This window comes from Bacteroidota bacterium (assembly GCA_016194975.1).
GTDB lineage: Bacteria > Bacteroidota > Bacteroidia > Palsa-965 > Palsa-965.
Genome location: JACQAM010000003.1, coordinates 107,950 through 133,738 on the forward strand (window position 1 = coordinate 107,950; position 25,789 = coordinate 133,738).

Genomic DNA, 25,789 nt, shown 5'->3' on the forward strand with positions numbered 1-25,789 from the left:
AGGATGTTAGTAACTTTTATTCGCCGGAAGAAAACTCCCGCAACAAATCACAAAACCCAATACCTCAATACCACATTAACTCATAACCCATAACTCACAACCCATAACCCAATTCCCCATTGGTACAGATTTTGTTATCTTTATCTCCACACCACAAACACACCCTATTCATGAAAAAAGTTTACGCCGGAATCACCGGGATTCTTTTTGCTTTCGCAGCATTCGCGCAGACCTCCGGCGGAACTACCACTGCAAGCAAGGGCACAGCCACCACAACCACAACTACTACTTCTACCGGGGCCGGCTCTGCAGCGCCTTCCAATTGCTACACGAAGTGGGAACAGAAATTCGAAGAACGCGGAGCAGAAGATGTGAAAGACGGAGTTTATGACGATGTGATCATCAGCGTGCGCAGCGGGCCCGATGCACAATGCTACACAGGAAGAGTGGAAGTGAAAGAAGGAAAAATAATTTCAATGGAACGCAAACTCCAGGACGGCACTTACGAAACTTACAAACCGAAATTGAAATATGATGTGCCGATGACCATCACCAACGGAGTTTCTGCAACACTGCTCACCAAAGAGGACGATCTCATAAATGTGATCTTTCCGAAATCACTCAAACCGAAAAAAGTGGGCTACTCTACTGCCCCTGAACCACCGGAAGATTAATTCGATAATAAATAATGCATAATTAAATTTCATTCCTCATTATTCATTATTCATTATGCATTACCGGGAATTATTTACCGAATAATAAATCGCATCCATTCTTCCCTTCTTCATCACCGCGCTGTCTTCCATCACCACTATTTCGAAATTTTTGTCCGGCTTCCGGTTTTTATCCACGAACGGAATATGTTGTTTCGTGTGATCGGGATAAAAAATAAAAAGATTCTTCTTCATCATTTTCTGCACATACAACGCTTCTTCATTCAGCAGAATTCTTCCGTACTCATCGAACCGGAAATAAACCGTATCAGCCGTACTTCGCGCATTCATCGGCGCATTCTTGTCCGTATTAAAATGTATTTGCAAAGTTCCATGGTAACCCGGCTCCATCACAAAAATAAAAACCGGCTGCCTGTATTCTTCGCGCTGGTTAATGATGTACAACACCGGCGCAAGCACGATGGCCACCTGCAGGATCACATCCAGTTCCCATGGCATCGTAATCTTCGAGAGAACGAATGAACAGAAAATGAAACCAGCCGCACAAGCCGGAAATAAATACCAGAAATGAGCCATCTCCATTTTTCCCAAACGATGATAACCGTACGAAGCCGCAAAAACAAAGAGCACCGCATACGCAACTAAGGAAAGAGGATATTTGTAAAACTTCATGGGAGCTGGTGGTTATTGGTTGGTGGTTGGGAGTAAAATAATCCGGAGAGCACGCAGCCACCTACTACCAACCTACTTCAGTTCATCAATCTCAAATTCATAAAACTCCATGATCTGGTTCGACAGTAATTTTTTGCACGCTTCATCCACTTTTGTTTTCGCTGCATTTTTATCACTTGCTTCAACTTCCAGGGTAATGTGTTTTCCTATTCTCACATTCTGAATTTCCGGCAACCCGAGATTTTTCATGGAACCGGTCACCGCTTTCCCCTGCGGATCAAGGAGCGCCTTCAGTGGCATAACATCTATTTCTGCTTTAAATTTCATTGGAATAATTTACTGATTTGTGAAAGTGCAAATGTGCTAATGTTCGTTGGGAATAAGGGCGATTCGGAGCGGAACTTTTGTGCATTTTATCAACTGCCTTCCCGCCATCGCTATTCCCGAACGCGTTCGGGAAAGCGCTTCTGTCGGGGCTATGAATGTTGGTTCAGTGCTGCAAAATCACAAATGCATCCAACTTCATTCAGGGCATCTCTAAAAACATAGAAATGCAAGGCGGGCAAGCCCGAAAAACCGGAATTTACTATTCGTAAATGAGGATTTTGAGGACGTAGCCCAACGCAGCAGTTCGAAGTTATTAGAGATGCCCTTCATATTTTATTTCTTCCTGCAATTATATTATTCCCCACCGACATCAGGATGTACAGCACAATGATCATTGGCAGCGCAACGAATTTCAACAACACCAGCATCACTGCACACAACAGCAGAAAAATATAACGGATCTCATTTCCCTTCCACGAAAACGATTTGAATTTTAATGCGAAGAGCGGAAGTTCAAGAATAAGAAGCAGGGACATCACCACCGTTACACCAATGAGAAACCACGGATTGAGAATTATTCTTGTCACCAATTCCTCCATACCCAGTGTAGGGCTGACTTGCGTTTTGGTCATCAAGGCAGCTATGCTCACGTGTTGCGTTTCATATTCGTAAAGATTGCTGCGGTCAATATTCAGTATCAGCGGGAGCGAACAAATGAAAATAGAATTCGCAGGCGTAGGAAGGCCAATGAAACTTTCCGACTGGCGTGTGTCATTATTGAATTTAGCGAGACGCAAAGCCGAAAAAATTGTAATTAAAAAAGCAATCGACGCTATCCCATGTTGTGCGAAATAATAATCATCATTTCCCCATCCCATCGGTAATTTTCCGGAATAAAAAAGAGAAACATTTATCATTTGGAACATCACCACTCCCGGCACCACACCAAATGTTACCATATCCGCCAGTGAATCCAGATCTTTTCCTATTGGAGAATTTATTTTTAAAGCACGCGCCACAAATCCATCGAGAAAATCAAACACACAGGCAATGCCCACGAGATACGCGCTCCACACAAGATATTCTTCGAATGCAAAAACGATCGCAAGGCATCCGCACAGGAGATTTCCCAACGTAAGTAAATTCGGAATAGAGAATAATTTCACTTCGCAAAGATAATGGTTGGTCATCGGTTCGTTGGTCGTTGGTGGCCGATATTTCATCTTAATTTTATTGAGCGACCTATGACTTCCAACGACCAACCACCTACTTTTACAACGTGTTATTCAATTCCATTCACTTTCTCATTTTCCTCCCAGTAGTTTTCATTCTCTACTGGATCATTCCGCACAAGTGGAGATGGATGCTGCTGCTCATAGCGAGTTATTATTTCTACATGAGCTGGAATCCCTGGTTTGGAATTCTTCTCGCCGCTACTTCCTGCATCGATTGGTTCGTTGGGAAAAAAATTCAAGATTCAGGATTCAGGATTCAGGAAAAATCCCGAATAAGGAAAGGAAAATCATGGCTGCTATTAAGCATCATCACCAACATCGGCTGCCTCGCCGCATTCAAATATTCTGCTTTCGCTTATAACACCTTTTCTTTTTTATCGGCATCTGTCAATGGAAAACAACCGCATTACATTGAAGCATTCATCATTCCCATCGGACTTTCCTTCTACGTTTTTCATTCCATGAGTTATGTCATCGATGTGTATCGCGGAAAAATTCCTGCAGAAAAAAACCTGGGCATCTTCGCAGTCTTCGTTTCTTTTTTCCCGCAGCTCGTAGCCGGCCCTGTTGCGCGCTTCGGCGATCTCGGCGTGCAATTTCATTCGGAGAAAAAATTAGTTCACGAAAATTTAGTCGAAGCGGTACGGCTCATGACATGGGGATTTTTTAAAAAAATTGTAATTGCCGACCGGTTACATGATCTTGTTACTCCGGTTTTCAACGATCCTCATTCTTATTCCGGAAGTTCTCTTTTCATTATTTCATTTTTCTTTGCCGTGCAGATCTATTGCGATTTCTCGGGTTATTCTGACATCGCAAAAGGAACAGCAAAACTTTTCGGATTCGACCTCGTCACCAATTTCAACCGGCCGCTGCTCTCCACTTCTCTTCACGGATTCTGGAAACGGAATCACATCAGCATGACCACCTGGTTCCGCGATTACCTCTACATTCCACTTGGCGGCAACCGCGTTTCTACTTCGAGAAATTACCTGAATATTTTTCTCACGTTCCTCATCAGCGGGTTGTGGCACGGCGCCAACTGTACCTTCGTGCTCTGGGGCGCTCTCTATGGAATAATTTACCTGCTCGAAATTCCGTTCATGAAATTTTCTCCCGGGAAAAAAATAAAATTTCCCGCGTGGATCTATCTCATCACCATTCATTCACTCATCATGATCGCATTCCGTGCAAATTCCATTGGAGATATGGGCATCTTCTATTCGAAAATATTTTCTTCCGACTGGAACCTGCACACTTCGTGGCTGGCATTGTGCACGAAATTCGAAACCTTCCCTTTGCTTATTGCTGTCTTTGCCATCGCTTTCCTTTTCATCAAAGAAATTCACGAGGAATTCTTCTTCACAAATTCCGGATCACTTTATAAAATGCACATTCGCCCGTGGATCTATGTTATTCTGTTCACAGGAATTTTTGCGATCGGGCAATTCAATGCAAATGAATTTATTTATTTCCATTTTTAACTGACAACTGAAACTGACAACTGAAATGAAGCGTTCACTCCTGTATATCTTTTCTGCTATTCTCCTATCTTATGCTGTACGGGAAATAGAATATATCGGCATACGCATGAACACACGCGGGCAATTCGAAAAATATAACCGACTGTTCCTCCAGAAAAATAATTACAATGTGCTCATCATCGGTTCTTCGAGGGCAGAATCGCATTTCCGTCCCGACATTATCAGCGATTCCACTCATCTCACTGTTTACAATGCAGGATTGCTCGGCGCCACCATGCCTTTCATAGAAGGAGCGCTCGATGCATATCTCGAAAAAAGTTCGCCGCCAAAATTTGTCATCCTGAATATGGATTATCACATGTTCGACGCGCCCGACGATTCCATTCCGAATTTTCCCTCTTATTTCCCCTATTTGTCCAACCCTGCACTTTACAAAGATTTCTCGGCGAGCGATCCGCGTTTCACTGCGTTCAGGTATTTTCCGTTTTACAGTCTTCCCTATATGGGAACGCAATACCTCGACAATTCACTGCGTGGTTTTTTCAACCAGCCCTCGAAATACGATACCACTTTTCACGATGGTTATTCTCCCATACCGGTAACGTACAAAGGAGATCTCGATACCATGTCGGTTATTCCAACGGTCATTTCTTTCAAATCATCTTCGTGGAAATGTCTCGAGCGCATTATTCAAACCTGCAAAGCGAAGAATATTAAACTGATCTTCGTTTATTCGCCGCTTTACTATCGCCTTTCGAATTCGATTACCAATGAAAAACAACTGATCGCTCATCTTGATTCGATCGCCACTGCATCCGGTATTAAAACATTCGATTACCACCTTTCGCCTCCTTGTTACGATAAAACCAATTTTACCGACCTGCATCATCTTTCCCGCTATGGATCGCTTCGTTTTTCACAGCAATTTTCGCACGATCTGGCGCAATATATCCGGCCCTGAATCGTTATTGCAGAGGTCAAACAATTCCCGTAAATTTATATTCAGTAATCTCATGCGAAAAACCCTTCTCTTTTCCTTCCTGGTTTCTATCGGTTTCAATGCCTTTGCACAGGCGCCGAAATACAGCAATGAATTTCTCGCTATAGGTGTGGGCGCGCGATCGCTCGCGATGTCGAATGCGAGTGTTGCGAGTGTAAATGATGTAACGGCGGGTTACTGGAATCCGGCGGGACTCATGGGCATGCAAACAAATCTGCAGATCGGTTTGCAGCACGCCGAATATTTTGCTTCTATTGCCAAATATGATTACGGTGCATTTGCACACAAACTCGATTCGAGCAGCGCTATCGGTTTCAGCGTTCTTCGTTTTGCAGTAGATGATATTCCGAATACGACACAACTCATTGATGCCGGAGGAAATATTGATTACGACCGCATCACTAAATTTTCCGCGCAGGATTATGCATTTCTTTTTTCCTACGCACGCAAGGGCCCGATCGCAGGATTGAATTATGGCGCGAACGTAAAAATTATAAGGAGAAAGATCGGCGATTTTGCCGGCGCATGGGGATTCGGAATTGATGCAGGCGCGCAATACGACTGGAGGGGAATTCGCTTCGGCGCCGTGGTGCGTGATGTAACTTCCACTTTCAATGCGTGGAGTTTCAATCTCAGCCAGGATATGCAGGATGTTTTTCTTGCAACAGGAAATGCAATTCCGCAGAACGGACTGGAACTTACTTTACCGCGACTCATTATGGGCGCTGCGAAAAAAGTGGACGTTGGTAAATCGAAAAAATTCTCTGTAGGTGGCGAAATAGATTTCATCAATACGTTCGACGGAAGAAGAAATGTTCCTGTGCGCGCGGGAAGCTGGAGCATGGAACCCTGCCTGGGGATAGAAGCCGGTTTTAAAAATATTATTTTTCTGCGCGGTGGTGTCGGAAATATTCAGCGCGCAAAAGATGTTTTCGGAAAAGATGTGACCACGTTCCAGCCGAATTTCGGAGTGGGAATTCACCTTAAAAAAATAACCATTGACTACGCATTCACTGATATCGGCGATCAGTCGGTAGCGTTGTACTCGAATATCTTCTCCCTGAAATTCGATCTCGATAAAAAAATGCATTGATCCTTTGCGGCATTTCTCCCTGCCGCATGCTTAACATTATGAATAACCCTGCATGAAGCGACTTTACTTTACACTTTTCATTTTGCTTTTTTCTGTTTGCAGCGTTTCCGCACAGACGTATGGAAATGAGTGGATCAACTATTCGCAAAAATATCTCAAAGTAAAAATAGTGTGGGATGGAATTTACCGCATTGATTCCACCACCATGGCGAATGCAGTAGCAGCAACAGGAAATTCACTTGCTGCAATTGATCCCAGGAATTTCCAGGTTTTTTACAATGGAACGGAACAATACATCTGGGTGGAAGGTGACACTGACGGCGTTTTCAATTCCGGTGATTATCTGGAATTTTTCGGAAAAAGAAATGACGGAACAAACGATACTTCCATTTACGGCGGAGCTTCAAACCAGCTCGACCCGTTTTACAGTTTGTATAACGACACTTCTGTTTATTTCATCACGTGGAATTCTTCCATCACTAATCGCCGTTTTACTGCGCCGGTCGATACCAATTTCAGTGCATATACTCCTTCCAACTATTTCACCGACGAAGAAATTTATGCAGGAAATTCAGAATACCTCGATGGCGTTGAAGATCCGAATGGAGTGACCGATCCGCTTTTTCTGGATGGTGAGGGGTATTATAACACAACTTTCTATTATGGCCAGTCGGCAGCCATTCCGCTCAACTCGCAACATGCGTGGAACCTCGGCCCCAATGCAACTGTAGAAATGAAGGTCGGCTCTGCTTCCAATGACTGGTCCACTCCGAACGACAATGAATTGCAGATAAATTTTCCGGCGCTCGGTTCTCCGTTCGATACGGTTTACGATGGTTATTCTGTCTGGAAAAAATATTTTTCATTCAATCCGTCCACGTTGTCTTCCAGCACAACCAACTTTACAGTGAGCAGCATCAACAGTGTTGCCTCTGTTTCTTCGGGACGTACAGGAGTTGCTTACGTGGATCTGAAATATCCGCACACGTTCGATATGGAAGGAAGAATTATTTTCGAAGGGTTTTTGCCGGATAATATGAGCGGGCCGAAAGCGCTCGTTCCGATGACCAACATGGGCGGATCGGGAACCGTTCGTTTTTACGATCTGTTCAATCACCAGCGCATTGACGCTGTAAATAATTCCGGCACTTATTCTGTTCTCGTGGCCAATGGAAACGGCAGTGAAAAACCATTTGTAGCTGCCCCAAATTCCGGCGCTGTTTTTATTTCTTCGATTACTGCTGTGAATGGAAACGGAAGTTTTGTGGATTATTCGCTCAGCGCCGCCGATTCTGTTTACATTATCATCACGAACTATTCCTTGTGGAATGCAGCCGATCAGTACCGCACGTATCGCGCGGGTGCAGGCGGTGCGCACAACGTGGTGATGGCAAATGTGAGTGATCTTTATGATCAGTTCGGTTATGGAGTTGCCGGTTCTCCATTGGGAATGCGCCGCTTCTGCGATTTTCTCATTCACAATTATCCGAGTCCGCCCCAGGATCTTCTGCTCATCGGGAAATCCATGTCGATGGAAATACAACGCATCAACGGATATTTTCAGCAGAGTCTTGTTCCCACTTTCGGATATCCGTCGAGTGATAATATGATCACGGCCGGTTTGAACGGAACACGATACGAACCTGCGATCGCCACCGGCAGAATTGCCGCACGAGATTCTGCTTCGGTGAATATGTACCTGCAGAAAGTGATCCAGTATGAAAGCAATACGCCTGCCGACTGGATGAAATATGTTTTGCATTTCGGAGGAGGAACAACAACCGGGGAACAACAACAGTTCGCAACTTATCTTGCAGCGTATGCCGACACGATCACTGATACTTTGTTCGGTGGAATTGTGCAGACCTATCTGAAAACTTCCACTGCACCAATACAAATCAACCAGTCCGATACACTTCGTCAGCGCATTGAAGACGGCGTTTCCATCATGACATTTTTCGGCCACGCATCCGGCACCGGTTTCGATCAGAGCATTGATGATCCATCCACTTACAACAACAATGGAAAATATCCGCTCGTGATCGCGAACAGTTGTTTCGCAGGAGATATTCATCAACCCACAATAAGTTCGAGTGAAGCATTTACTTTTCTCGACCACAAAGGAACCATCGGTTACATTGCCACGGTGAGTATTGGCATTTCTACATTTCTCGATGTGTACTCACGCAGATTATACGAAGCCATTGGTAAAACAGAGTATGGACAGCCCATTGGAAAATGTATGCAGTGGACGGTAAACAATGCGGAGAATAATTACACCGATGGAGTTTCATTGCGCACCACTTTACTCAACATGACTTTGCAGGGAGATCCTGCTGTCGTGATCAATTCATTTCCGAAACCCGATTATGAAATTACGAATGCCAACGTGTGGTTCGATCAGCTCACACAACCCGATTCTGTTTACGTGTATGCACAGATCACCAACATTGGCCGCGCTATCAATGATTCTTTCATCGTGGAAATGAAACGCCGTTTTCCCAATGGAGATACGGTTTCTTATTTTCAGCAAATAGCAGCGCCTAAATTCCGCGATACGATCATGTTCCGGATTCCCGTTGACAATTCACGCGGCGTAGGATTGAACACAATAAAGATCACCGTCGATTTCTTCGGACACATTGATGAAATGCGTGAAGACAACAACACTACAATTCCCGATGTGGATCTGCTCATTCACGGAAGTGCAATTCTCCCTGTGTATCCTTATGAATTCGCAGTTGTTCCCTCGGATACGATCACTTTAAAAGCATGCTCTGTAAATCCGCTGGAGCCACTTACCACTTATCGTTTTGAGCTTGACACCACCGATCTTTTCAATTCTCTCTTCAAACAATCTTATACCGTGACGGCAAGAGGCGGCGTGATCAGTTGGCAACAACCGAATCTTTTTTCATTCTCCCCTGCAACAGACAGCGTGGTTTATTTCTGGAGAGTGAGTCCCGATTCGCTGAATGCGAATGACATTTTCATGTGGAGACAAAGTTCATTCCAGTGCATTCCTAACCAGGTGGGATGGGGACAGGATCATATTTTTCAATTCACGAATGACGGCTACCAGTATGTGACGCTCAACCGGAACCTGCGTGAATTTGATTTCGTGAACAACATGGTCAACCTGAGTGTGAAAGATGGAATTTACAATGTGGCGGTGCCGTGGAATGAAGTGTGGTATAAACTCAACGGAAGTACGCAACATATTTTTTCCTGCGTATTCGCTTGCGCAGGCGGAGGGGTAACGGTGGCGGTGATCGATTCTGTGAGCGGGCAACCGTGGAATTTTTCTTCACCGGTTCTTGGCCCCATTCCTCCTTACAATAATTGTGTTTGTGTACCGGATCAGACCTTGAATGCTTATGATTTCGGTGATGGAGATTCCACATCGCGCGATAATATCCGGCGATTCATTGACAGTATTCCCAATGGAGATTACGTGCTTATTTACAGCCAGTATTATCATCACGCCATGGAATTTGAAAATGGAGTAAGGAATTCTATTTCACAGATCGGCCCTTCTTCACTCAGCGCAGGAATAATTCCTGACACCGTTGCCTATATTATCTGGGGAAAAAAAGGAGCCAGTACTCCAACACAGGAAGCCGTTGGCACAGCGCAGAATTCTGTTTTGAATTTCAACACAAATTTTCAGACACACTGGAATACAGGATTTGTTCAGTCGCCAAAAATTGGCCCGGCATCGAACTGGGGCGCTTTCTATTGGAAAGAACACGCATTCGAAACTCCCGATTACGACAGCGCTTATGTTGATCTTTACGGTTACAACGCTGCGGGAACAGAAACTTACATTACGCGATTTTCACAAACGACAACTTCTGTTCTTAACCTGAATTCAATTGTTGACGCGCAAACGTATCCTTACATCCGGCTCGTTGCACGCATGCGTGATGATACGTCGCACACGCCCCCGCAACTCGACCGCTGGCACGTGTTGTACTCGCCCGCGCCCGATCTTGCATTGAATCCTCCTGTTGATTTCAGTTTTTACCGCGACACGATGCAGGAAGGTGAAAACGGAAAATTAATTGTTGCCGTGCAGAACCTTACACCGTGGGCTTTTGCAAACGACACTTTCCTTTACAAATACTGGATCGTTGATGCAAATCACAATACTCACAATCTTCCACAGCAACTGAAGGCGGGCCCGTTCAATCCGTACAGCTGGAAAGCGGATACTGTTACGTTCAGCACCACCACTTATGTAGGCGCCAATGAATTGTGGATGGAAGTAAATCCTGTGGGTTATGCTACAACACAACCCGAGCAATATCACTTCAATAACGTGATCATGGTTCCGTTCAATGTAACGAGCGATAAAACGAATCCTTTGCTGGATGTGACGTTCGATGGCGTGCACATCATGAACAATGATATTGTGAGCGGCAAACCCCAGATCCTCGTTACACTGAAAGATGAGAACCAGTTTCTCGCGCTGAATGATCCGAATGATTTCAATATTTTCCTGCGCACACCATCACAGAGTACAGCACAACTCATCAGTTGGACAGCAGGAGTTGTTAGTTTCACACCGGCAGTACTTCCGAACAATAGTTGCAAAATTCTTTTCACGCCGCAATGTCCCGAAGACGGAACGTACGATCTTATCGTGCAGGCAAAGGACCGCTCGAACAATCAGTCGGGAATCATGGATTATAAAATTTCATTCGAAGTGATCAATCACGCCACGATCACGAACGTGATGAATTATCCGAATCCATTTTCTACTTCCACACGTTTTGTTTTCACACTCACCGGCGATGAAGTGCCTGATATTTTTACCATACAGATCATGACCATCACAGGAAAAGTGGTGCGCGAAATAAACCGCGATGAACTCGGCGATCTTCACATCGGAAGAAATGTAACGGAATATGCATGGGACGGAAAAGACCAGTACGGCGATCAGCTTGCGAATGGAATTTATCTTTATCGTGTTATAACAAGATTGAACGGAGATGCGATTGATCACAGGGAAAGTGGTGCGGATACTTACATCGATCATGGTTGGGGAAAAATGTATTTGATGAGATAGTACGAAATACGAAATCCCTCAGATTATTTATTCAGTGCGACAACTTTTCATAAAATATTCGTCTTTATCCTGAGATGAAATTTTTTATTAAAAATATTTTACTGCTTATAGGCATTGATTTTCTTTTTTCATCCGTGTATTGTCAGAATTCTGTTGCAATAGGGAAATGGTGCTTTCGACAGGATGACACCCTGCGAAGTTATTATCAGCTCAATCCGGATTCAACCTATTTATATTATACCAATTCTTCAGAAAAATTACCGGCACTTGCCGACTCAGGAAAATGGGAATACGTTCACCACAAAATCTTTTTCTATTCGAATGCTGACCCCGTTCTTGCACCGGACTCAACCAACACAAACATTTTATTCCGGAAACAAAGAGCGAACGAATTTCATCGGCTGAAAAAATTTAAAAATCAGCAGACAGGATTCGAAAGAAAATTTAAAATGGAAATGAGCGTTTGTATTCTTAAGCAGGGTTCACTTTGTTTCCATTTCAAAAAAAAGTTCATAGATCAATATTTTAAGGAATGAGTTTTTTTTTATTCCAAAACGCAAAATCCAAAACTCCCAACTCCTGCCTATCTTTGCCGCATGCGCGGAAAATTATTCCTGCTCACTTTTCTTAGTGTTGTTGCGCTCATAGCCGCATGGCCTCCATGGGGATTCAGCCCTTTGCTTTTTATTGCATTCATTCCGCTGCTGCAGATTCAGCACATCATCAGCAACGACAATCGTCTTCGTGCGCGGCATTTATTTTTTTACGCCTGTCTCATTTTTTTATTGTGGAATGTTTGCACTACGTGGTGGATATGGAACGCATCGGCCGGCGGGGCAGTGCTGGCCATTTTATGCAATGCGCTGCTCATGGCTTTTGTTTTTCTCGTTTATCATAAGATCAAAAGAAATCTTCCTGAACGCATTGGCGCATTTATTTTTATCCCGGTATGGATATCTTTCGAATATCTTCATCTCGACTGGGATCTTTCCTGGCCGTGGCTCACGCTCGGAAACGGGCTCGCAAAACAATACACGTGGATACAGTGGTATGAGTACACCGGCGTTTTCGGCGGAAGTTTATGGATCCTCATCATCAACGCCATTCTTTTTGAATTGTATGTTCACCGGAATACTTTATTGCGTCATCCGAATCTTCGTCTCACTTTTATTATTTCGGCTCTTGTTATTTTTCTTTTGCCGATCGTGCTTTCACTTTTCCGATACAATCATTTCAACACCAGAGAAAATATTGTGAAACCGATCAACGTCGTCGTCGTGCAACCGAATGTGGATCCTTACAAAAAATTCAACGGCGATTACCAGTCGCAGCTCGAGAACATGATCGCTCTCGCGCAGATCAAAACAGATTCTTCTACTGATTATGTAGTCCTGCCCGAAACTGCATTGACAGAAACGCTGTGGGACGACCAGATCGCAACGTCGTGGAGCGTAAACCGTCTTCGTGCATTCAGTTCTATTTATCCGAAACTGAAAATTGTAACCGGCGCTACAACAGGACATGATTTCAAAACCGGGGAAAAATTATCTGCAACCGCGCGGCAATACAAAGGAGACAATAGTTACTACGACATTTTCAATACGGCGCTGCAATTCGACGCAACAAAAGAAATTCAATCGTATCATAAATCAAAACTCGTTCCAGGTGTAGAAAAAATGCCATTCCCGAAATATTTACACTTCCTCGAAAAATATGCGATAGACATGGGCGGTTCAACCGGTAGTCTCGGAATGCAGGAGGAGCGCACAGTTTTCATTTCGAAGAACGACGGAATAAAAATTGCCCCCGTCATTTGTTACGAATCCATTTACGGCGATTACGTGAATCAGTATGTGCGCAATGGCGCCGATTATATTTTCATCATCACCAACGACGGATGGTGGGGAAATTCTCCCGGCTACCGGCAACATTTACTTTACGGCAGATTGCGCGCTATCGAAACCAGGAAAAGTATTGCAAGAAGTGCGAACACGGGAACATCCTGCTTCATCGATCAGCGTGGCGATTTTCACCAGGAACAGGAATTCTGGAAACCGGCAGTGATCAAAGCAACGCTCAATTCCACTGCGGGAATGACGTTCTACACACGCCACGGCGATTACCTTGCGAAGATCATGTTGTGGTTCACACTCGCCGGATTTTTATTTGCACTCTATCGTTACGCGATGAAAAAATTCAGAAAGGAAGAAAAAAATGGCTGAAATTTTTTATGGAGCAGCATCTGTTGTGCTATAAAACAACTCCTGTCCCGCTGCGCCCGCTGACGGAGCAGGCGTGCACATCGGGGCTATGCGTTGTTGCTTCATCGCTTTAAAATTCCTGCTGTGTCTTCCTGTGAACCTTGTGGCTTGCGTTTACCTTTTGATTTACCGGAAATAAATTATATTTGATAAAACAAATTCAAAATCCATGAACTGGAAACTTATTTTTCTTCTCTCGCTCATCGGCCTCGCAATGGCCTTCGCAACTGTATTCGTTCTTCCCGGCAAGTACGAATTGTTTGTCTGGATAGCGATCATCGCTTTCAACGTAACAGTGATCGTAAAAAAATGTTCCGGAAAATATTTCATGCACGGACTCGTTGTGAGTCTTGCAAATTGTGTATGGGTTACACCGGCGCACATTCTTTTTTACGCGCAGTACATGAAACTGAATCCCGAAATGTTAGCCATGAATGCGCACATGCCCCTGCCCACACATCCGCGCCTGATGATGCTTATTATGGGACCTATTATCGGAATTGCTTTCGGTATCATACAAGGCGGCATTGCCTGGGGCGTATCGAAGCTTGTTAAGAAATGATAATTGAAATAAATTCATTTTTCAGGAGGAGGCAACTCCTCTTTTTTTGTGCAATCTTTACAGGTGCGGCATCTTATTTGCGTACAAATTCACAATGAGATTTTTCTTTTTTCTCTTTCTTTTTTTTCTGCTGAATTTTTTTTCAGCGGCATCAGCGCAAAACGGAAATCTTGTTATCAATCCTTCGTTCGAATCCGATACTTTTCCTGCGATCACCACGTGGCCTACTGCAAATGTTCCGGGCCGGCAAGTGGTAAAAGGATGGTTCACTCCCACTCCCGCAACTCCCGATTATTATAATTCCGATCACTCTACCTGCGACGGATTTCCCATCGCACTTGCACACACAGGCCAGGGCAGGTGCGCGATCATCAGCGGAATGGATGTACAACTTCCGGGTGTGAGCAATTATAAAGAATACGTGGAAGGAATTCTTACTGAACCCTTGAAGCCGGGGAAAAAATACCAGGTGAGTTTTTATGTGGCGCTCGATTGCTCTGCAGAGATCGCTTCCACCGGTATCGGCGCTTATTTTTCGAAAGATCTTATCCTGAATGAAACAAAAGAAAAACTGGAATTGAAACCGCAGGTGCAGTCATTCCGCCACATTACAGAGAAAGACGGGTGGACAAGAATTTCAGGAACATTCACTGCAGAAGGAAACGAAGCTTACATCATCATCGGAAGTTTTTCTGATACCACTTCATTAAATACGTTTGCCCTCGGCGATGGGCCGCTCACCGCAATTTCCACTTCACATATTTACATGCACGCTTATTATTATCTCGATGATGTTTGCGTTTCGGAAGACGATAATAACAGTTGCAAATGCAAAAAAGAAGACGAAGTGAAAAAACCGAAGACCGATTATTTTCTTTTCATGCTCGATGTTTCGAATTCAATGAATGACAAAGGAAAATTAAAACTGATGAAAAAAGAAATGTATGATTTTATCGACGGGCTTCCGAATGATTCTTACGTTGGCATCATGACTTTTTCCGATCACACTTCCATTGCACTTCCATTCTGTAAACCGTATGATTTTGACAACATCGATGCCGCCATTTCAAAACTGAAAGGTAAAGGTGCCACTAATGGCGATCTTGCTTTGCGGAAAGTGGTACACACACTCGACTCGCTGCATGTTGACGGGCGATGTCACGTGATCATGGCCACCGATGGAATTTTTGAATTGAGTAAAGGAACAAAAGCGCTTATCGATTCCTGCATGGACAGAAACAATGCGACAATTTGTATCGTGCAATTCGGTGATCAGAAAAATGCCGACCTGAGTGAAATTGCAAATACAGTTCCGGAGAGTTCCTACAATCTTGCAAATAAAAAAAATCTGCACGCTGTACTGAAAAAACAAATTCCCGAATCGAAACCTGCAGCGCCGCCCACCGACATGGTTTTTTATTCCGTGGTGGACTCCCCGATGATGAAACAAATTGTAAGGAATTATCTGCAGGCTTATCCCGCTGATAAATTCAACCAGATACCGAGGAGATAATTTCAGAAAAATTATTTTTCAGTTCAGTTCACCGATCCATCCTGCAACAAATTCAGCCACTTCTTCCCAGTTCTCCTGCCCGCAGATGTAATGCGTGCGCCCGGAAAATTCACGGAAATCTTTTTTACTGCTCTTGTCGGAATAAGCATTGAAATTTTTTCTGTTCAATGATGCAGGAATGATGTGATCTTTTTCTCCAGCAATAAAAAGTAAAGGCACGTGTGGTTTTGAAAAATCAATGAAGCCGTCTTTCTTCGTACTGCTGCGTGGAATATTCCTGCTCTCGGGAACAACATATCCTTCGAATTCTTTCTGCGTTTGCATCATCGTCATCGTATTGCAGAACGCATAATGAAACCAGGATACATCCGGCAGGCAAATGGAATCGCCTTTGAGTGGATTCACTGTAGGAAGGTTTGCTTTGAGGAAACTCCATTTGAAACTGAAAATTCCTTTTGGCGGAGCCGTGTCTATTGCAACGGCTGCAACTCCTTTATCAAGTGAAATTAATTTCTGCACGGCGAGTCCGCCCATCGAATGGCCAATGAGAATTGGTTTTTCCGGAAGCTTGTCTATGAAATCCGAAAGATGTTTGATGACTTCGCCGAATGTAAGTTTTCCCAATGCGGGATCCGGATTTTTTCTAAGTGCTGTTGGTTCGCCTGCATGAAATGGATAAGCAGGAGCGTGGCAGGAATATCCTTTCGAAGAAAAATAGTCTATCCATTTTTTCCAGCTATGCGGATTTTGAAAAAGTCCGTGAATGAAAACGATTGTCCTGGAATGTGTCATTTGTGAATATTAAATATCCGGGGGTTAAGAAAAGAGAAAATTATTTTCTGCAATACCTGTCGGAAATATCCACAGGATATTTTTTTTCAAGATCAATATCGTTGAAACTTTTTCTTCCTCCCCATGAAAAAAGTTTTTCAAAAAACGGAAGCATTTTTTTATTGCGGATCCGATCGAGAAAATAAATTTCGTGTTCTTTTTCCTTCATTCCCATTTCATACAGAATTTCATCGTGATCATGAATTCCGAGCGAATGGAAGAACTGCATCATTCGGAAATATTCACACACATTACCACTCTCTAATCGCCCTGCAAAATAATACGGCATGAACCAGCCGATCACATAACAACTTCCGGAAATTATTTTTCCCACAAAATGAAAACGGAATTCATAATACTTCGAAGGAAGAATTCCGTACTGCTCCATGATGCTCAGCACTTCTTTACGATGCGCCCACTCATCGGTTTCTATCTGCGCAATTGCTTTTTTTTCATCTGCATTCTTCACTGCGCCTGCATGTCCCTGGTAAGCGAATGCAGCTGCTTTCTCGGCAGAATAAGCGGTCCGGAGGAGATTCGTGAGTTCGCGATGTTGAAGTTTCATATTGAAGAGCCAAATTTACTTTTTCCCGACACATGCCTGACATAATTAATCCGGCGCGGCAACTACATTTGTATCCTCATGAAAACAGGAGTTCTACTGATCAATCTCGGAACGCCCGATAGTCCTTCTACGCGTGATGTGCGCAAATACCTGCGCGAATTCCTGATGGACCGGAGAGTGATCGATATTAATTTTCTGAACCGATGGTTATTGATCAATCTTATCATTGCTCCGTTCCGCGCACCTAAGTCGGCAAAATTATATCGCAAGATCTGGACTGAGAATGGTTCTCCGTTACTTTTTCATGGAATTACTCTGAAAGAAAAACTTCAGTCGGCGCTTGGTGAAAAATTTGTTGTTGAATTGGGAATGCGTTATCAGTCGCCATCGATCGGTTTAGCGCTGGAAAAATTGAGCCGGGCAAAAGTCGGTCGCATTATTGCAATTCCGCTTTATCCGCAATACGCTTCTTCTTCCACCGGATCTTCTGTGGAAAAACTGATGAACGAATTGCGCGAATGGGAAGTGATGCCTGAATTGAAAATTATTTCGAAATTTCATCATCTTCCCGGATTCCTGGATGCAGCAACAACGGTCGGAAAAAAATATGACCATCGTGAATACGATCACGTGCTTTTCAGTTTTCACGGATTACCGGAACGTCACATCCTGAAGAGTGATGCGCATCTTGGCGGCGGAAATTGTTCTTTCGGAAAATGTTGTGAAACTTCAACGACAGGAAATCAATTCTGTTATCGTGCCAATTGTTTTCAAACTGCAAATGATCTTGCTGAGCGGCTTTCTATTCCGAAAGAAAAATATTCTATTGCGTTTCAGTCGCGTCTCGGTAAAGATCCGTGGATCAAACCTTATTCGGATCACGAGATCGTGCGTCTTGCGAAAGAAGGAAAGAAAAAAATCCTCACGTTCTCACCGGCATTCGTTGCCGATTGTCTTGAAACAATTTATGAGATAGGAACGGAATACCATGAATTGTTCCGTACCCATGGGGGTGAAAAAATTCAACTCGTCCCATCACTCAACAGTAACGAGGAGTGGGTGGACGAGTTGAAAAAAATTATTCTGCGGAATTCTTAGTGCGTGAGGTACAAACGCTGTGTAAATCGTTTTCCGTTTTCACCGGTGAGCGTTATGAAATAAATTCCGGTGCTTGGTACTTTATTATCTACCTGGAAAAGATTCGTTCCAGATTGTGCAGTGAGATAATCTGAACTGATGAGATTACCACTCATGTCCATGATGTTCATCAGGTAAGTATTTCCGTCAGAAACATTCAGATTGATATTGATCGTGGACTCGGAAGAGTAAACGCTCATCGCATCTGTATTCATGCACGGAGAAACAGTGACGATCTTCGAAGTTGTTGACTGTCCGTTATAATCCGTTTGGCGGATGCGATAATAGATCGTTCCTGATTTCTTATAATCATCGGTGTAGGAATAATGATGTTCTGCGGAAGAAGTTCCTGCGCCATCGAGATGTGCAACTTCACTGAAAGTATTTCCATCATCGGACCTTTCTACTGTGAAGAAATGATTATTCGTTTCTGAAGCAGTAGCCCACTGAATATCATTCCCTGTTCCTGTGCAAACAGCAACAAGATTTACGAGTTCAATTGGAAGTGGAACTGTTGTAGAAGAAAGTACCCACGGCATAAAAGATGCAGCTACTGTAATTCCATTAGCTGTAACGGTGCCTACACCCGCTCCAACGGCAGCCGCACTTCCTATGTTGGAATTATTTGGCAACCATCCTCCCGACCAGTATTGCGCACCAAGATTTCCGGTGTTATACGGTGCCGACAATGTATTTTCAATTCCACGATACGAGAATGTTACATTGGCGGTAATGGATGCTGTTGAATTAAAATCCCACCATCTATCGACTGTTGCCGGAATTGCACCGCTCGCTGCGAGATTCGGATCATACATTTGTGTAACACCTGTAGCCCATGGAAGATTATCATTTGCAGCAGTTGCACGCGTTGCTATTGAAACAATAGCAGCAGTAGCAGGAATTTTATTAAAAGTAATCGGGATATAAACACCCGCTACACCAAATGGGAAAATGTGGTTTCCGGTAGTAGCTCCCATATCCCAGGCGATGATACTTGGATTAGTAGCTAAGCTGGTTTCGCTAATTGCATAACCACTTGTGCGAACAATAGCGGCTGCTGCATTATTCTGAACGGTGATTGTTTTAGAATTCAAATGCACCGGTCCGTTTGTGAGCGTCCACACATTTGAAACATTTTCGTTCTGAGTAAGCGTGCAACCGAATCCGGAAATATTATTATTGGTTAAATTGTAGAAAGTCGTTACTGACGATCCGCCAATATTCTGCCCGACAGCTCCACTATTGAAAAGGAAAGTATTTACGCCAACAGGAGAACCTGAGGTGAACGTTGCGTTGTTGGTATAGTCTCCCTGCAAAGTATATGTTTGGTTAGCAACAGCATTATCTGCAGAAGCATTCCAGGTCGCAGCAGTTTGAATGAGTGTATTGCCCACTACAGTAAGATTACTTGCGTTGTATGGGCCATAAATGCATGTGCCCTGTGCAGTCATAGCGCTGGCAACAGTATATGCACCACCATAGGAATATTTCCATCCCGGGTTTCCATTGCCATCCACTATCAGATTACCATAAGTATTGTTATGAATTCCCTGGTAGCCGGTAGAATTATACCAAACTGTACTCGTTGTTGCCAATGTGTAGGTGGTAAAATTCTGAAGAACGTTCCACCCATTGAAAGGTGCAAGTCCATTGGGGCATCCTGTTTTAAGAAGTGAATTTGCGCCCATCGTGAATGTTCCTCCGGTAGCATTGTACCTGTCCATACGACACATATAACCTACAAGAGAAGAATCAGGAACAATAACGGTTGTATTTGCCGAGATCGTCATATTTCCATCGTAAGAGTCGAAATACACCGCCCCCTTTCCGTCAACTGTTACCGTAGGTGTATTAGCAGAACCAAAAGTCATGTTCTCCGACTTGAACATATAAGCACCGCCATTGCACTTGATGTTCAAAGTTTGTGCACCTGCAGCATCGAAAATCATGTGCGGCTCATACAGTCCGACTGTTCTACCATACGCTCCAACGCCAAGGTAACCGTTGAACCAAACGGTTCCAGGATTGGTAGTAGCGCCGGTTGCAAAATTTCCGGTGGTGAGATACGTGTCTCCGCTTCCATTGGTATGGAAAAGACAGGAGCCGTTGAAAATGATATTTCCACCGGTATTTACGTTAACTTGAACAACATCATAATTGAGCGGATTCTGAATGTGAACCGCATTGAACAAAGAAGAACCATTGATGGTGAGTGTAAATGCACCAACATCCAACCTGTCTGTAACAGCGCCTGCACTGTTGGCAACAAAAGTGAGGCCTCCAATAGTTACACTTGCGCTTACAGTAATGGTTTGAGTTACTGTTCCGGTATAAGTGAGAACATCTGTTGCAAGAAGTCCGCCGGCGCCGGTCCAGTTACCACCGTTATTGAAATCAAGATTTACAGCGCCAGTCCATGTGCGTGCTACACAAAAACCTTTTTCACTAAAAAGAAGAAGCGAAAAAAGAGCGACGAAGATTCTGAGAGTTAAGTATTTTTTCATAGCGATTTAGCTGGAATTTATTTAGGATTATTAGCTGTGGTCATGTATGGATTGCCGGCGCTTCTGTCCGGTGCGGGGGGAATTACTGCGGGCCCGTCGGCTCTGTTCAGAGTTGGGCCATGAACATCCTGAACCTGATTTCCGCCGGTAGCATTACCGTTATGCTGAACATCAGATCCGTTATTGTTATCCGCTTTGGAAGTTGTGCTATTACCATTCACATCATTAAGCGAATTCTGCACATTCGAAGATGATACGGCAGAAGAATCGTGCTTGCCGTTATGATCTTTGTTGTGACCGATTGCGAAATAAGCCAATGTTGCAATTGCTACAGTTCCAATTAAAAGTACTGCTGGTTTAGCCGTCATGAGATTTATTTATTAAAAGTTGAATTATGTATTTGATTTGCCTTACGAAATGTAAATCAAAAATCCTGAATTACCAAGTGATCAGCGGGCAATATGTGGTATGTTATTTTGAACAAGAAATTCACTGTCGACGAATCACTATTTTTGCCCGATAAAAGAACATTTCCTGCATACTTTCCCGAAATTACATTACGCAAATTCATGAATAAAGTTTCAATGCTGCTAATGTTTTACAACTTTGTCGTCCTGTTTTGCGCCATCCGATAATGGAAACCCCTTCTGCTGAAAAAAATTTGCATCTTGTTTTGGATGTTTCTGATCCTTCACCGGAATTATTTTTTTTAAAAGAAAATACGATTGCTCTTGCCCCGGGATTTACGGGGAATGATCACTGGATATTTTGTGGAGCAGATGATTCTTCAGATGATCTCCCGGGATTTCCGGAAAAAAACAGCGAAGAGAAATGGTGCTTCGGCCATTTGGGTTACGATCTTAAAAATGAATTTGAAGATCTCTGTACAAATTTCCCTGATCATTCGGGATTCGGTTGCATTTCATTTTTCAACTCTGCAAACATTCAACAGATTCACCGCGATGCTGTTTTCCCAGGCGGAAAAAACGAAACTCCGCCCGAAAAAATCTTTCTTCATTCGCGCACCACGAAAGCAGAGTACCTGGAAAATGTAAGAAAGCTTAAGCAGCATATTCATCTCGGGAATATTTATGAGATCAATTATTGCATTGAATTTTTCGCTGAGAAAATACACATTGATCCGGTACGGACTTTTTCGCGGCTTTATGCAGAAACAAAAGCTCCGTTCTCCGCGCTTTACAAAAAAGGAAGTTCGTGGTTGTTGTGTGCAAGCCCGGAAAGATTTCTGCGGAAAAACGGAGATCATATTATTTCCCAACCGATAAAAGGAACTCGACCGCGCGGAAAAAATGATCGTGACGATTTGCTTTTATTGAGCGAACTGAAAAATGATCCCAAAGAAAAAAGTGAGAATGTGATGATCGTAGATCTTGTAAGAAATGATCTTTCACGTATTGCAGAAAAGGGTTCAGTGAAAGTGGATGAACTTTTCGGCTTGTATTCTTTTCCTTCCGTTCACCAGATGATCTCCACGGTTAGCGCAGAACTGAAACACGGCACCGGTTTCCGCGAACTCATGCGCGCATCGTTCCCGATGGGATCTATGACCGGCGCGCCGAAGATCAGTGCGATGAAACTCATTGGTGAAACTGAAAATTTTTCGCGCGGAATATTTTCCGGCAGCGTGGGATACCTGGATCCACAGGGAAATTTTGATTTCAATGTCGTGATCAGGAGCATCGAGTACAATGCAGCTACCGGTTTCCTCTCGATAAAAGCCGGCAGTGCGATCACCGCAAATTGCGATGCAGAAAAAGAATACGAGGAATGTATGGTGAAGGTGGCTCCATTGCTTAAAGTATTGAACGCGGTGCCTGAATGAAGTGACATCACTAACTTTGATCTGTGATAGATAAGAAAATTTTTTTCTCGGGGTTACTCGTCTCCTGCAATTACAGGATGAACGAAAAAATTCTTCTGGCCGTGAGCGGCGGAGTTGATTCCATTGTGCTTGCACATTTGTTTCATTCGCTTGAAATTCCCTTCGAAATTGCCCATGTCAATTACGGCCTGCGTGGTAAGGAATCAGATGGCGATGAAAAATTCGTTAAAGATTTTGCCTCGAAACTGGAAATAAGATTTCACGTGAAGAAATGCATGAAGAAAGAGATCACAAAAAAAGATTCTAATCTGCAGGAGAAAGCGCGCGATCTCCGGTACACATTCTTTAATGAAATCGCCGGAAAAGAAAGAATACGGCACATCGCCACAGCCCATCAGCAGGACGATAATATTGAAACTGTTTTACTCAATTTCATTCGGGGAACAGGCATCAGAGGATTGACAGGCATGCGTACGAAGTCGGGTAAGATCATTCGTCCGCTACTGAATTATTCCAGGAACGATATTCTCGCTTATGCAAAAAAGAATAAGTTGAAATGGAGAGAAGACAGCAGCAACCAGGAGGATAAATATACCCGCAACATCATTCGAAACCGATTTCTTGGTGAGCTGTCAAAACATGTTCCGCAAGGGCGAAAGGGAATGATCTCCTCGATGAGAAGATTGAATGAATCCGAGCAACTGATCACGCTGGCTATGAATCAATGGGTAAATGACAAGATCAGTACTGCGAACGGAATGCAACTGATCTCTTTGAAAAGTATTACCGACAAAGCGGGTATGACCTTTTTCTCTCAATGGCTTCGAAAACTCGGATTCAACGGTTCACAGGCAGGAATGGTAAAAGATAATGTGATCAGTGGAAGAAGTTCGTTCACGATCACAACGAAGAATCATTTCATCAATCGTGATCGCGATAATTTCTGGATAGGAAGCCGCGAACAAACAAAAGCGAAACCACAACTGATCATTGAACTCTCCTCCTTTCCCACACGCAGCGATCTTGTACCCACTTGCGCTTTCGTGGATGCGGACCGACTGGGAAATATTTCTCACCGTAACTGGCAAAGTGGCGATTCGATGACGCCATACGGAATGAAGGGAAGAAAAAAAGTAAGTGATATTCTTAATGAATTAAAGTTGCCGGCTCACGAAAAAAAAGAACTTTTCGTGGTGCTGAGCGGCGATGAGCTGGTGTGGATACCCGGATACAGGATAGCCGATAAATTCCGCATCACGCCTGAAACGAAACGAGTCATGAAGATCTCGTTCAAATAATGGAAACGGAAAAAAAACTTTTCGAAGAGCGGCAGTTTCACGGATTGAACCGTCATTCCATTGTGCGGCGATTACTGTTTTCTGTTTTTTGTTTCGTCGCTTATTACTGGTCAGAAAATCCGAAGCCGGTGAACTTCGAACTTTTCCGGTTGGGAAGTTACCCGGGAAGAGATCACTCCGGGCAACTTTTTTTTGTGCTCGGCATCTGCATTCTTGCGCTCTCGGCCATTCTGCTTTTTATCATTCACATGAAAACGCACATTACCGCCAAAGCAGTGATCATTGATGGAATATGGACCTCGCGGAAAGTGCGCATTGATCTGAACGGAATTGTTTCTGCAAGAAAAGTACGATTCAAACCTTCCTTTATTAATCGTCCGGTTTACAATCTTCATTCAAAAGGAAGAGTTCGTTTTTATACGTACGGAAATGAAGCGGTAGAACTCACCACGCGCGACGGACTTATTTACCGCATAGGCACGCAACGGCCGGAGGAATTTCTTGCGGCAATAAATAAACCGGTTACGTGATAACCGATGAAATGTTCAAAAGCCGTTCATTTCATTTTCATTAACTGTTACCAATCCTGTTCATCGGCGTTTGAAAAACTGTGCGAAGTTCCATTTTGTGTTTTAATACAACCTTTATTCTTTTATTCTCGTAAACATCTCTGATATTCCCTCCCATGATCTAACAGTTACATCTCCCGCCAATGAACGCTACACACGGCAATGCTGTCCTTATTCAAAAGGAACAGGTAAGTGAACTGCGGTTCCCTTCTTCTGAAGTACTCACTTCTACCGACGAAATAATCCGCAGGAAAAACGAATTATCGCGCGCACTCGTCCTCGGAAATGTGGATCATTCCAAGGTGAGGATTTTGTTTGTAGACACCGAAGGCCCCAAAATGGTGGAAACTACTATTTGGGCTGTAACTGAGTTAAGGGTGGTATTAAAGTCAGGAATGGTGATTCCTATAAACAGGATCACCGAAATTGTAACCTGAATATGCCTTTTCGTCGAATTCCTTATTAAAAGTGTAACCCAACTATGGCTTTTAGCGTTTAGTTGAGTTAGAATTAGTGGTGCAGCCACACACCTGCATTTTACATTGCACACTTACACACAAACCATGAAAACAAGACCTATGGTCGCTCGGCTTTCGGCTGTAGTGATCGCTATCTCCCTCGCGGGGCTTTTTCTCGGCTTCCGCAGTTCAGGAAATTCTGTGAGAGTAAAATGGAATGCTTACGTCATGCACACTGCCGACGGAGAAGCCGACATTCATTTCACAGGAGAAATTCCGGGTGGATGGAGAATGTATTCTCAGAAAATGGCAGGAGTGGACGGGCCGCTCGGAGCCAATATTGAATTCGATCCCGATCCTACTTTTAAAATAGTTGGAGCACCGGCGGAGAGCGGTGATGCTGTGAGTTTCTATGAGGACGATCTCGGAATGGATGTAAGTTGCCTTGAGAATAAAGTGCAGTACGTGCAACATATCACTTACACTGAGAATAAAGCATTCGCCATTAAATGCATGATCAATTATATGCTGGAACGAAGCGGAGAAATTCTTCCGCCCGATGATGAGGATTTTACCATCACCGTTATGCCGTAATCGGATTCCCACAAATAGTTGACCTCTTTTAACTTTTAGTCGGTCGTGAATTTATTCCCTTTAATTTTGGGAAACTTCACGACCGATTTATTTATGAA

The 25,789-nt window shown here is 43.6% G+C and carries 21 protein-coding genes; 14 read left to right on the plus strand and 7 right to left on the minus strand.

What is annotated here, in order from left to right:
* Positions 1-170: 170 nt before the first annotated feature.
* On the plus strand, positions 171-674 hold the full coding sequence (locus HY064_01165; GenBank protein ID MBI3509243.1) for a hypothetical protein: 504 nt from the start codon (positions 171-173) through the stop codon (positions 672-674).
* Between the two features lie 60 nt (positions 675-734).
* Here HY064_01165 and HY064_01170 read toward each other — a convergent pair whose 3' ends face one another.
* From HY064_01170 to HY064_01180, 3 genes are all read right to left on the minus strand, one after another.
* Positions 735-1,346, minus strand: coding sequence for a hypothetical protein (locus HY064_01170; protein MBI3509244.1), 612 nt, complete (start codon positions 1,344-1,346; stop codon positions 735-737).
* 72 nt (positions 1,347-1,418) lie between these two features.
* Positions 1,419-1,673 (minus strand): phosphoribosylformylglycinamidine synthase subunit PurS, encoded by a 255-nt coding sequence (purS, locus tag HY064_01175; protein MBI3509245.1) that lies wholly within the window; start codon positions 1,671-1,673, stop codon positions 1,419-1,421.
* A 326-nt stretch (positions 1,674-1,999) separates the two neighbouring features.
* Positions 2,000-2,863, minus strand: coding sequence for a CDP-alcohol phosphatidyltransferase family protein (locus HY064_01180; protein ID MBI3509246.1), 864 nt, complete (start codon positions 2,861-2,863; stop codon positions 2,000-2,002).
* 89 nt (positions 2,864-2,952) lie between these two features.
* On the opposite strand from HY064_01180, the gene HY064_01185 reads away from it, so the two are divergent.
* The 7 genes from HY064_01185 to HY064_01215 all read left to right on the plus strand — a co-directional run bounded on the left by HY064_01185 (position 2,953) and on the right by HY064_01215 (position 15,892).
* The gene (locus tag HY064_01185) at positions 2,953-4,392 is read left to right on the plus strand and encodes an MBOAT family protein (protein ID MBI3509247.1); all 1,440 of its coding nucleotides are present in this window, start codon (positions 2,953-2,955) and stop codon (positions 4,390-4,392) included.
* A gap of 25 nt (positions 4,393-4,417) precedes the next feature.
* Entirely contained in the window at positions 4,418-5,353 is a 936-nt protein-coding gene (locus HY064_01190; protein ID MBI3509248.1) for a hypothetical protein, read from the plus strand.
* A gap of 52 nt (positions 5,354-5,405) precedes the next feature.
* Positions 5,406-6,485, plus strand: coding sequence for a PorV/PorQ family protein (locus HY064_01195; protein MBI3509249.1), 1,080 nt, complete (start codon positions 5,406-5,408; stop codon positions 6,483-6,485).
* 52 nt (positions 6,486-6,537) lie between these two features.
* A complete protein-coding gene (locus tag HY064_01200; GenBank protein ID MBI3509250.1) occupies positions 6,538-11,556 on the plus strand; it encodes a hypothetical protein in 5,019 nt (1,672 codons plus the stop codon).
* Positions 11,557-12,152: 596 nt separating this feature from the next.
* Complete coding sequence (gene lnt, locus HY064_01205) at positions 12,153-13,778, plus strand: apolipoprotein N-acyltransferase (protein MBI3509251.1); 1,626 nt, start codon at positions 12,153-12,155, stop codon at positions 13,776-13,778.
* A 208-nt stretch (positions 13,779-13,986) separates the two neighbouring features.
* Entirely contained in the window at positions 13,987-14,379 is a 393-nt protein-coding gene (locus HY064_01210; protein ID MBI3509252.1) for a hypothetical protein, read from the plus strand.
* Between the two features lie 94 nt (positions 14,380-14,473).
* Positions 14,474-15,892 (plus strand): VWA domain-containing protein, encoded by a 1,419-nt coding sequence (locus HY064_01215; protein ID MBI3509253.1) that lies wholly within the window; start codon positions 14,474-14,476, stop codon positions 15,890-15,892.
* An 18-nt stretch (positions 15,893-15,910) separates the two neighbouring features.
* Here HY064_01215 and HY064_01220 read toward each other — a convergent pair whose 3' ends face one another.
* Together HY064_01220 and HY064_01225 are read right to left on the minus strand one after the other, a co-directional pair.
* Entirely contained in the window at positions 15,911-16,684 is a 774-nt protein-coding gene (locus tag HY064_01220; protein MBI3509254.1) for an alpha/beta hydrolase, read from the minus strand.
* A gap of 40 nt (positions 16,685-16,724) precedes the next feature.
* Positions 16,725-17,288: a ferritin-like domain-containing protein gene (locus HY064_01225; protein MBI3509255.1), complete on the minus strand. Its 564-nt coding sequence runs from the start codon at positions 17,286-17,288 to the stop codon at positions 16,725-16,727.
* Positions 17,289-17,366: 78 nt separating this feature from the next.
* Between HY064_01225 and hemH the strand changes: the two genes are divergently transcribed.
* Positions 17,367-18,386, plus strand: a complete 1,020-nt coding sequence (gene hemH / locus HY064_01230; GenBank protein MBI3509256.1) for a ferrochelatase — start codon at positions 17,367-17,369, stop codon at positions 18,384-18,386.
* Here the strand turns inward: hemH and HY064_01235 are convergent.
* Together HY064_01235 and HY064_01240 are read right to left on the minus strand one after the other, a co-directional pair.
* Positions 18,383-20,929, minus strand: coding sequence for a T9SS type A sorting domain-containing protein (locus HY064_01235; GenBank protein MBI3509257.1), 2,547 nt, complete (start codon positions 20,927-20,929; stop codon positions 18,383-18,385). The genes hemH and HY064_01235 overlap by 4 nt on opposite strands.
* Positions 20,930-20,946: 17 nt before the next feature.
* Positions 20,947-21,297 (minus strand): hypothetical protein, encoded by a 351-nt coding sequence (locus tag HY064_01240; protein ID MBI3509258.1) that lies wholly within the window; start codon positions 21,295-21,297, stop codon positions 20,947-20,949.
* A gap of 266 nt (positions 21,298-21,563) precedes the next feature.
* Between HY064_01240 and HY064_01245 the strand changes: the two genes are divergently transcribed.
* From HY064_01245 to HY064_01265, 5 genes are all read left to right on the plus strand, one after another.
* Positions 21,564-22,772, plus strand: a complete 1,209-nt coding sequence (locus HY064_01245; protein MBI3509259.1) for an anthranilate synthase component I family protein — start codon at positions 21,564-21,566, stop codon at positions 22,770-22,772.
* Positions 22,773-22,849: 77 nt separating this feature from the next.
* Positions 22,850-24,070, plus strand: coding sequence for a tRNA lysidine(34) synthetase TilS (gene tilS / locus HY064_01250; GenBank protein ID MBI3509260.1), 1,221 nt, complete (start codon positions 22,850-22,852; stop codon positions 24,068-24,070).
* Positions 24,070-24,600: a hypothetical protein gene (locus tag HY064_01255; GenBank protein ID MBI3509261.1), complete on the plus strand. Its 531-nt coding sequence runs from the start codon at positions 24,070-24,072 to the stop codon at positions 24,598-24,600. The genes tilS and HY064_01255 overlap by 1 nt, the downstream gene beginning before the upstream one ends.
* Positions 24,601-24,782: 182 nt before the next feature.
* Positions 24,783-25,076: a hypothetical protein gene (locus HY064_01260; GenBank protein MBI3509262.1), complete on the plus strand. Its 294-nt coding sequence runs from the start codon at positions 24,783-24,785 to the stop codon at positions 25,074-25,076.
* Positions 25,077-25,217: 141 nt separating this feature from the next.
* Positions 25,218-25,691: a hypothetical protein gene (locus HY064_01265; GenBank protein ID MBI3509263.1), complete on the plus strand. Its 474-nt coding sequence runs from the start codon at positions 25,218-25,220 to the stop codon at positions 25,689-25,691.
* Positions 25,692-25,789: the final 98 nt, after the last annotated feature.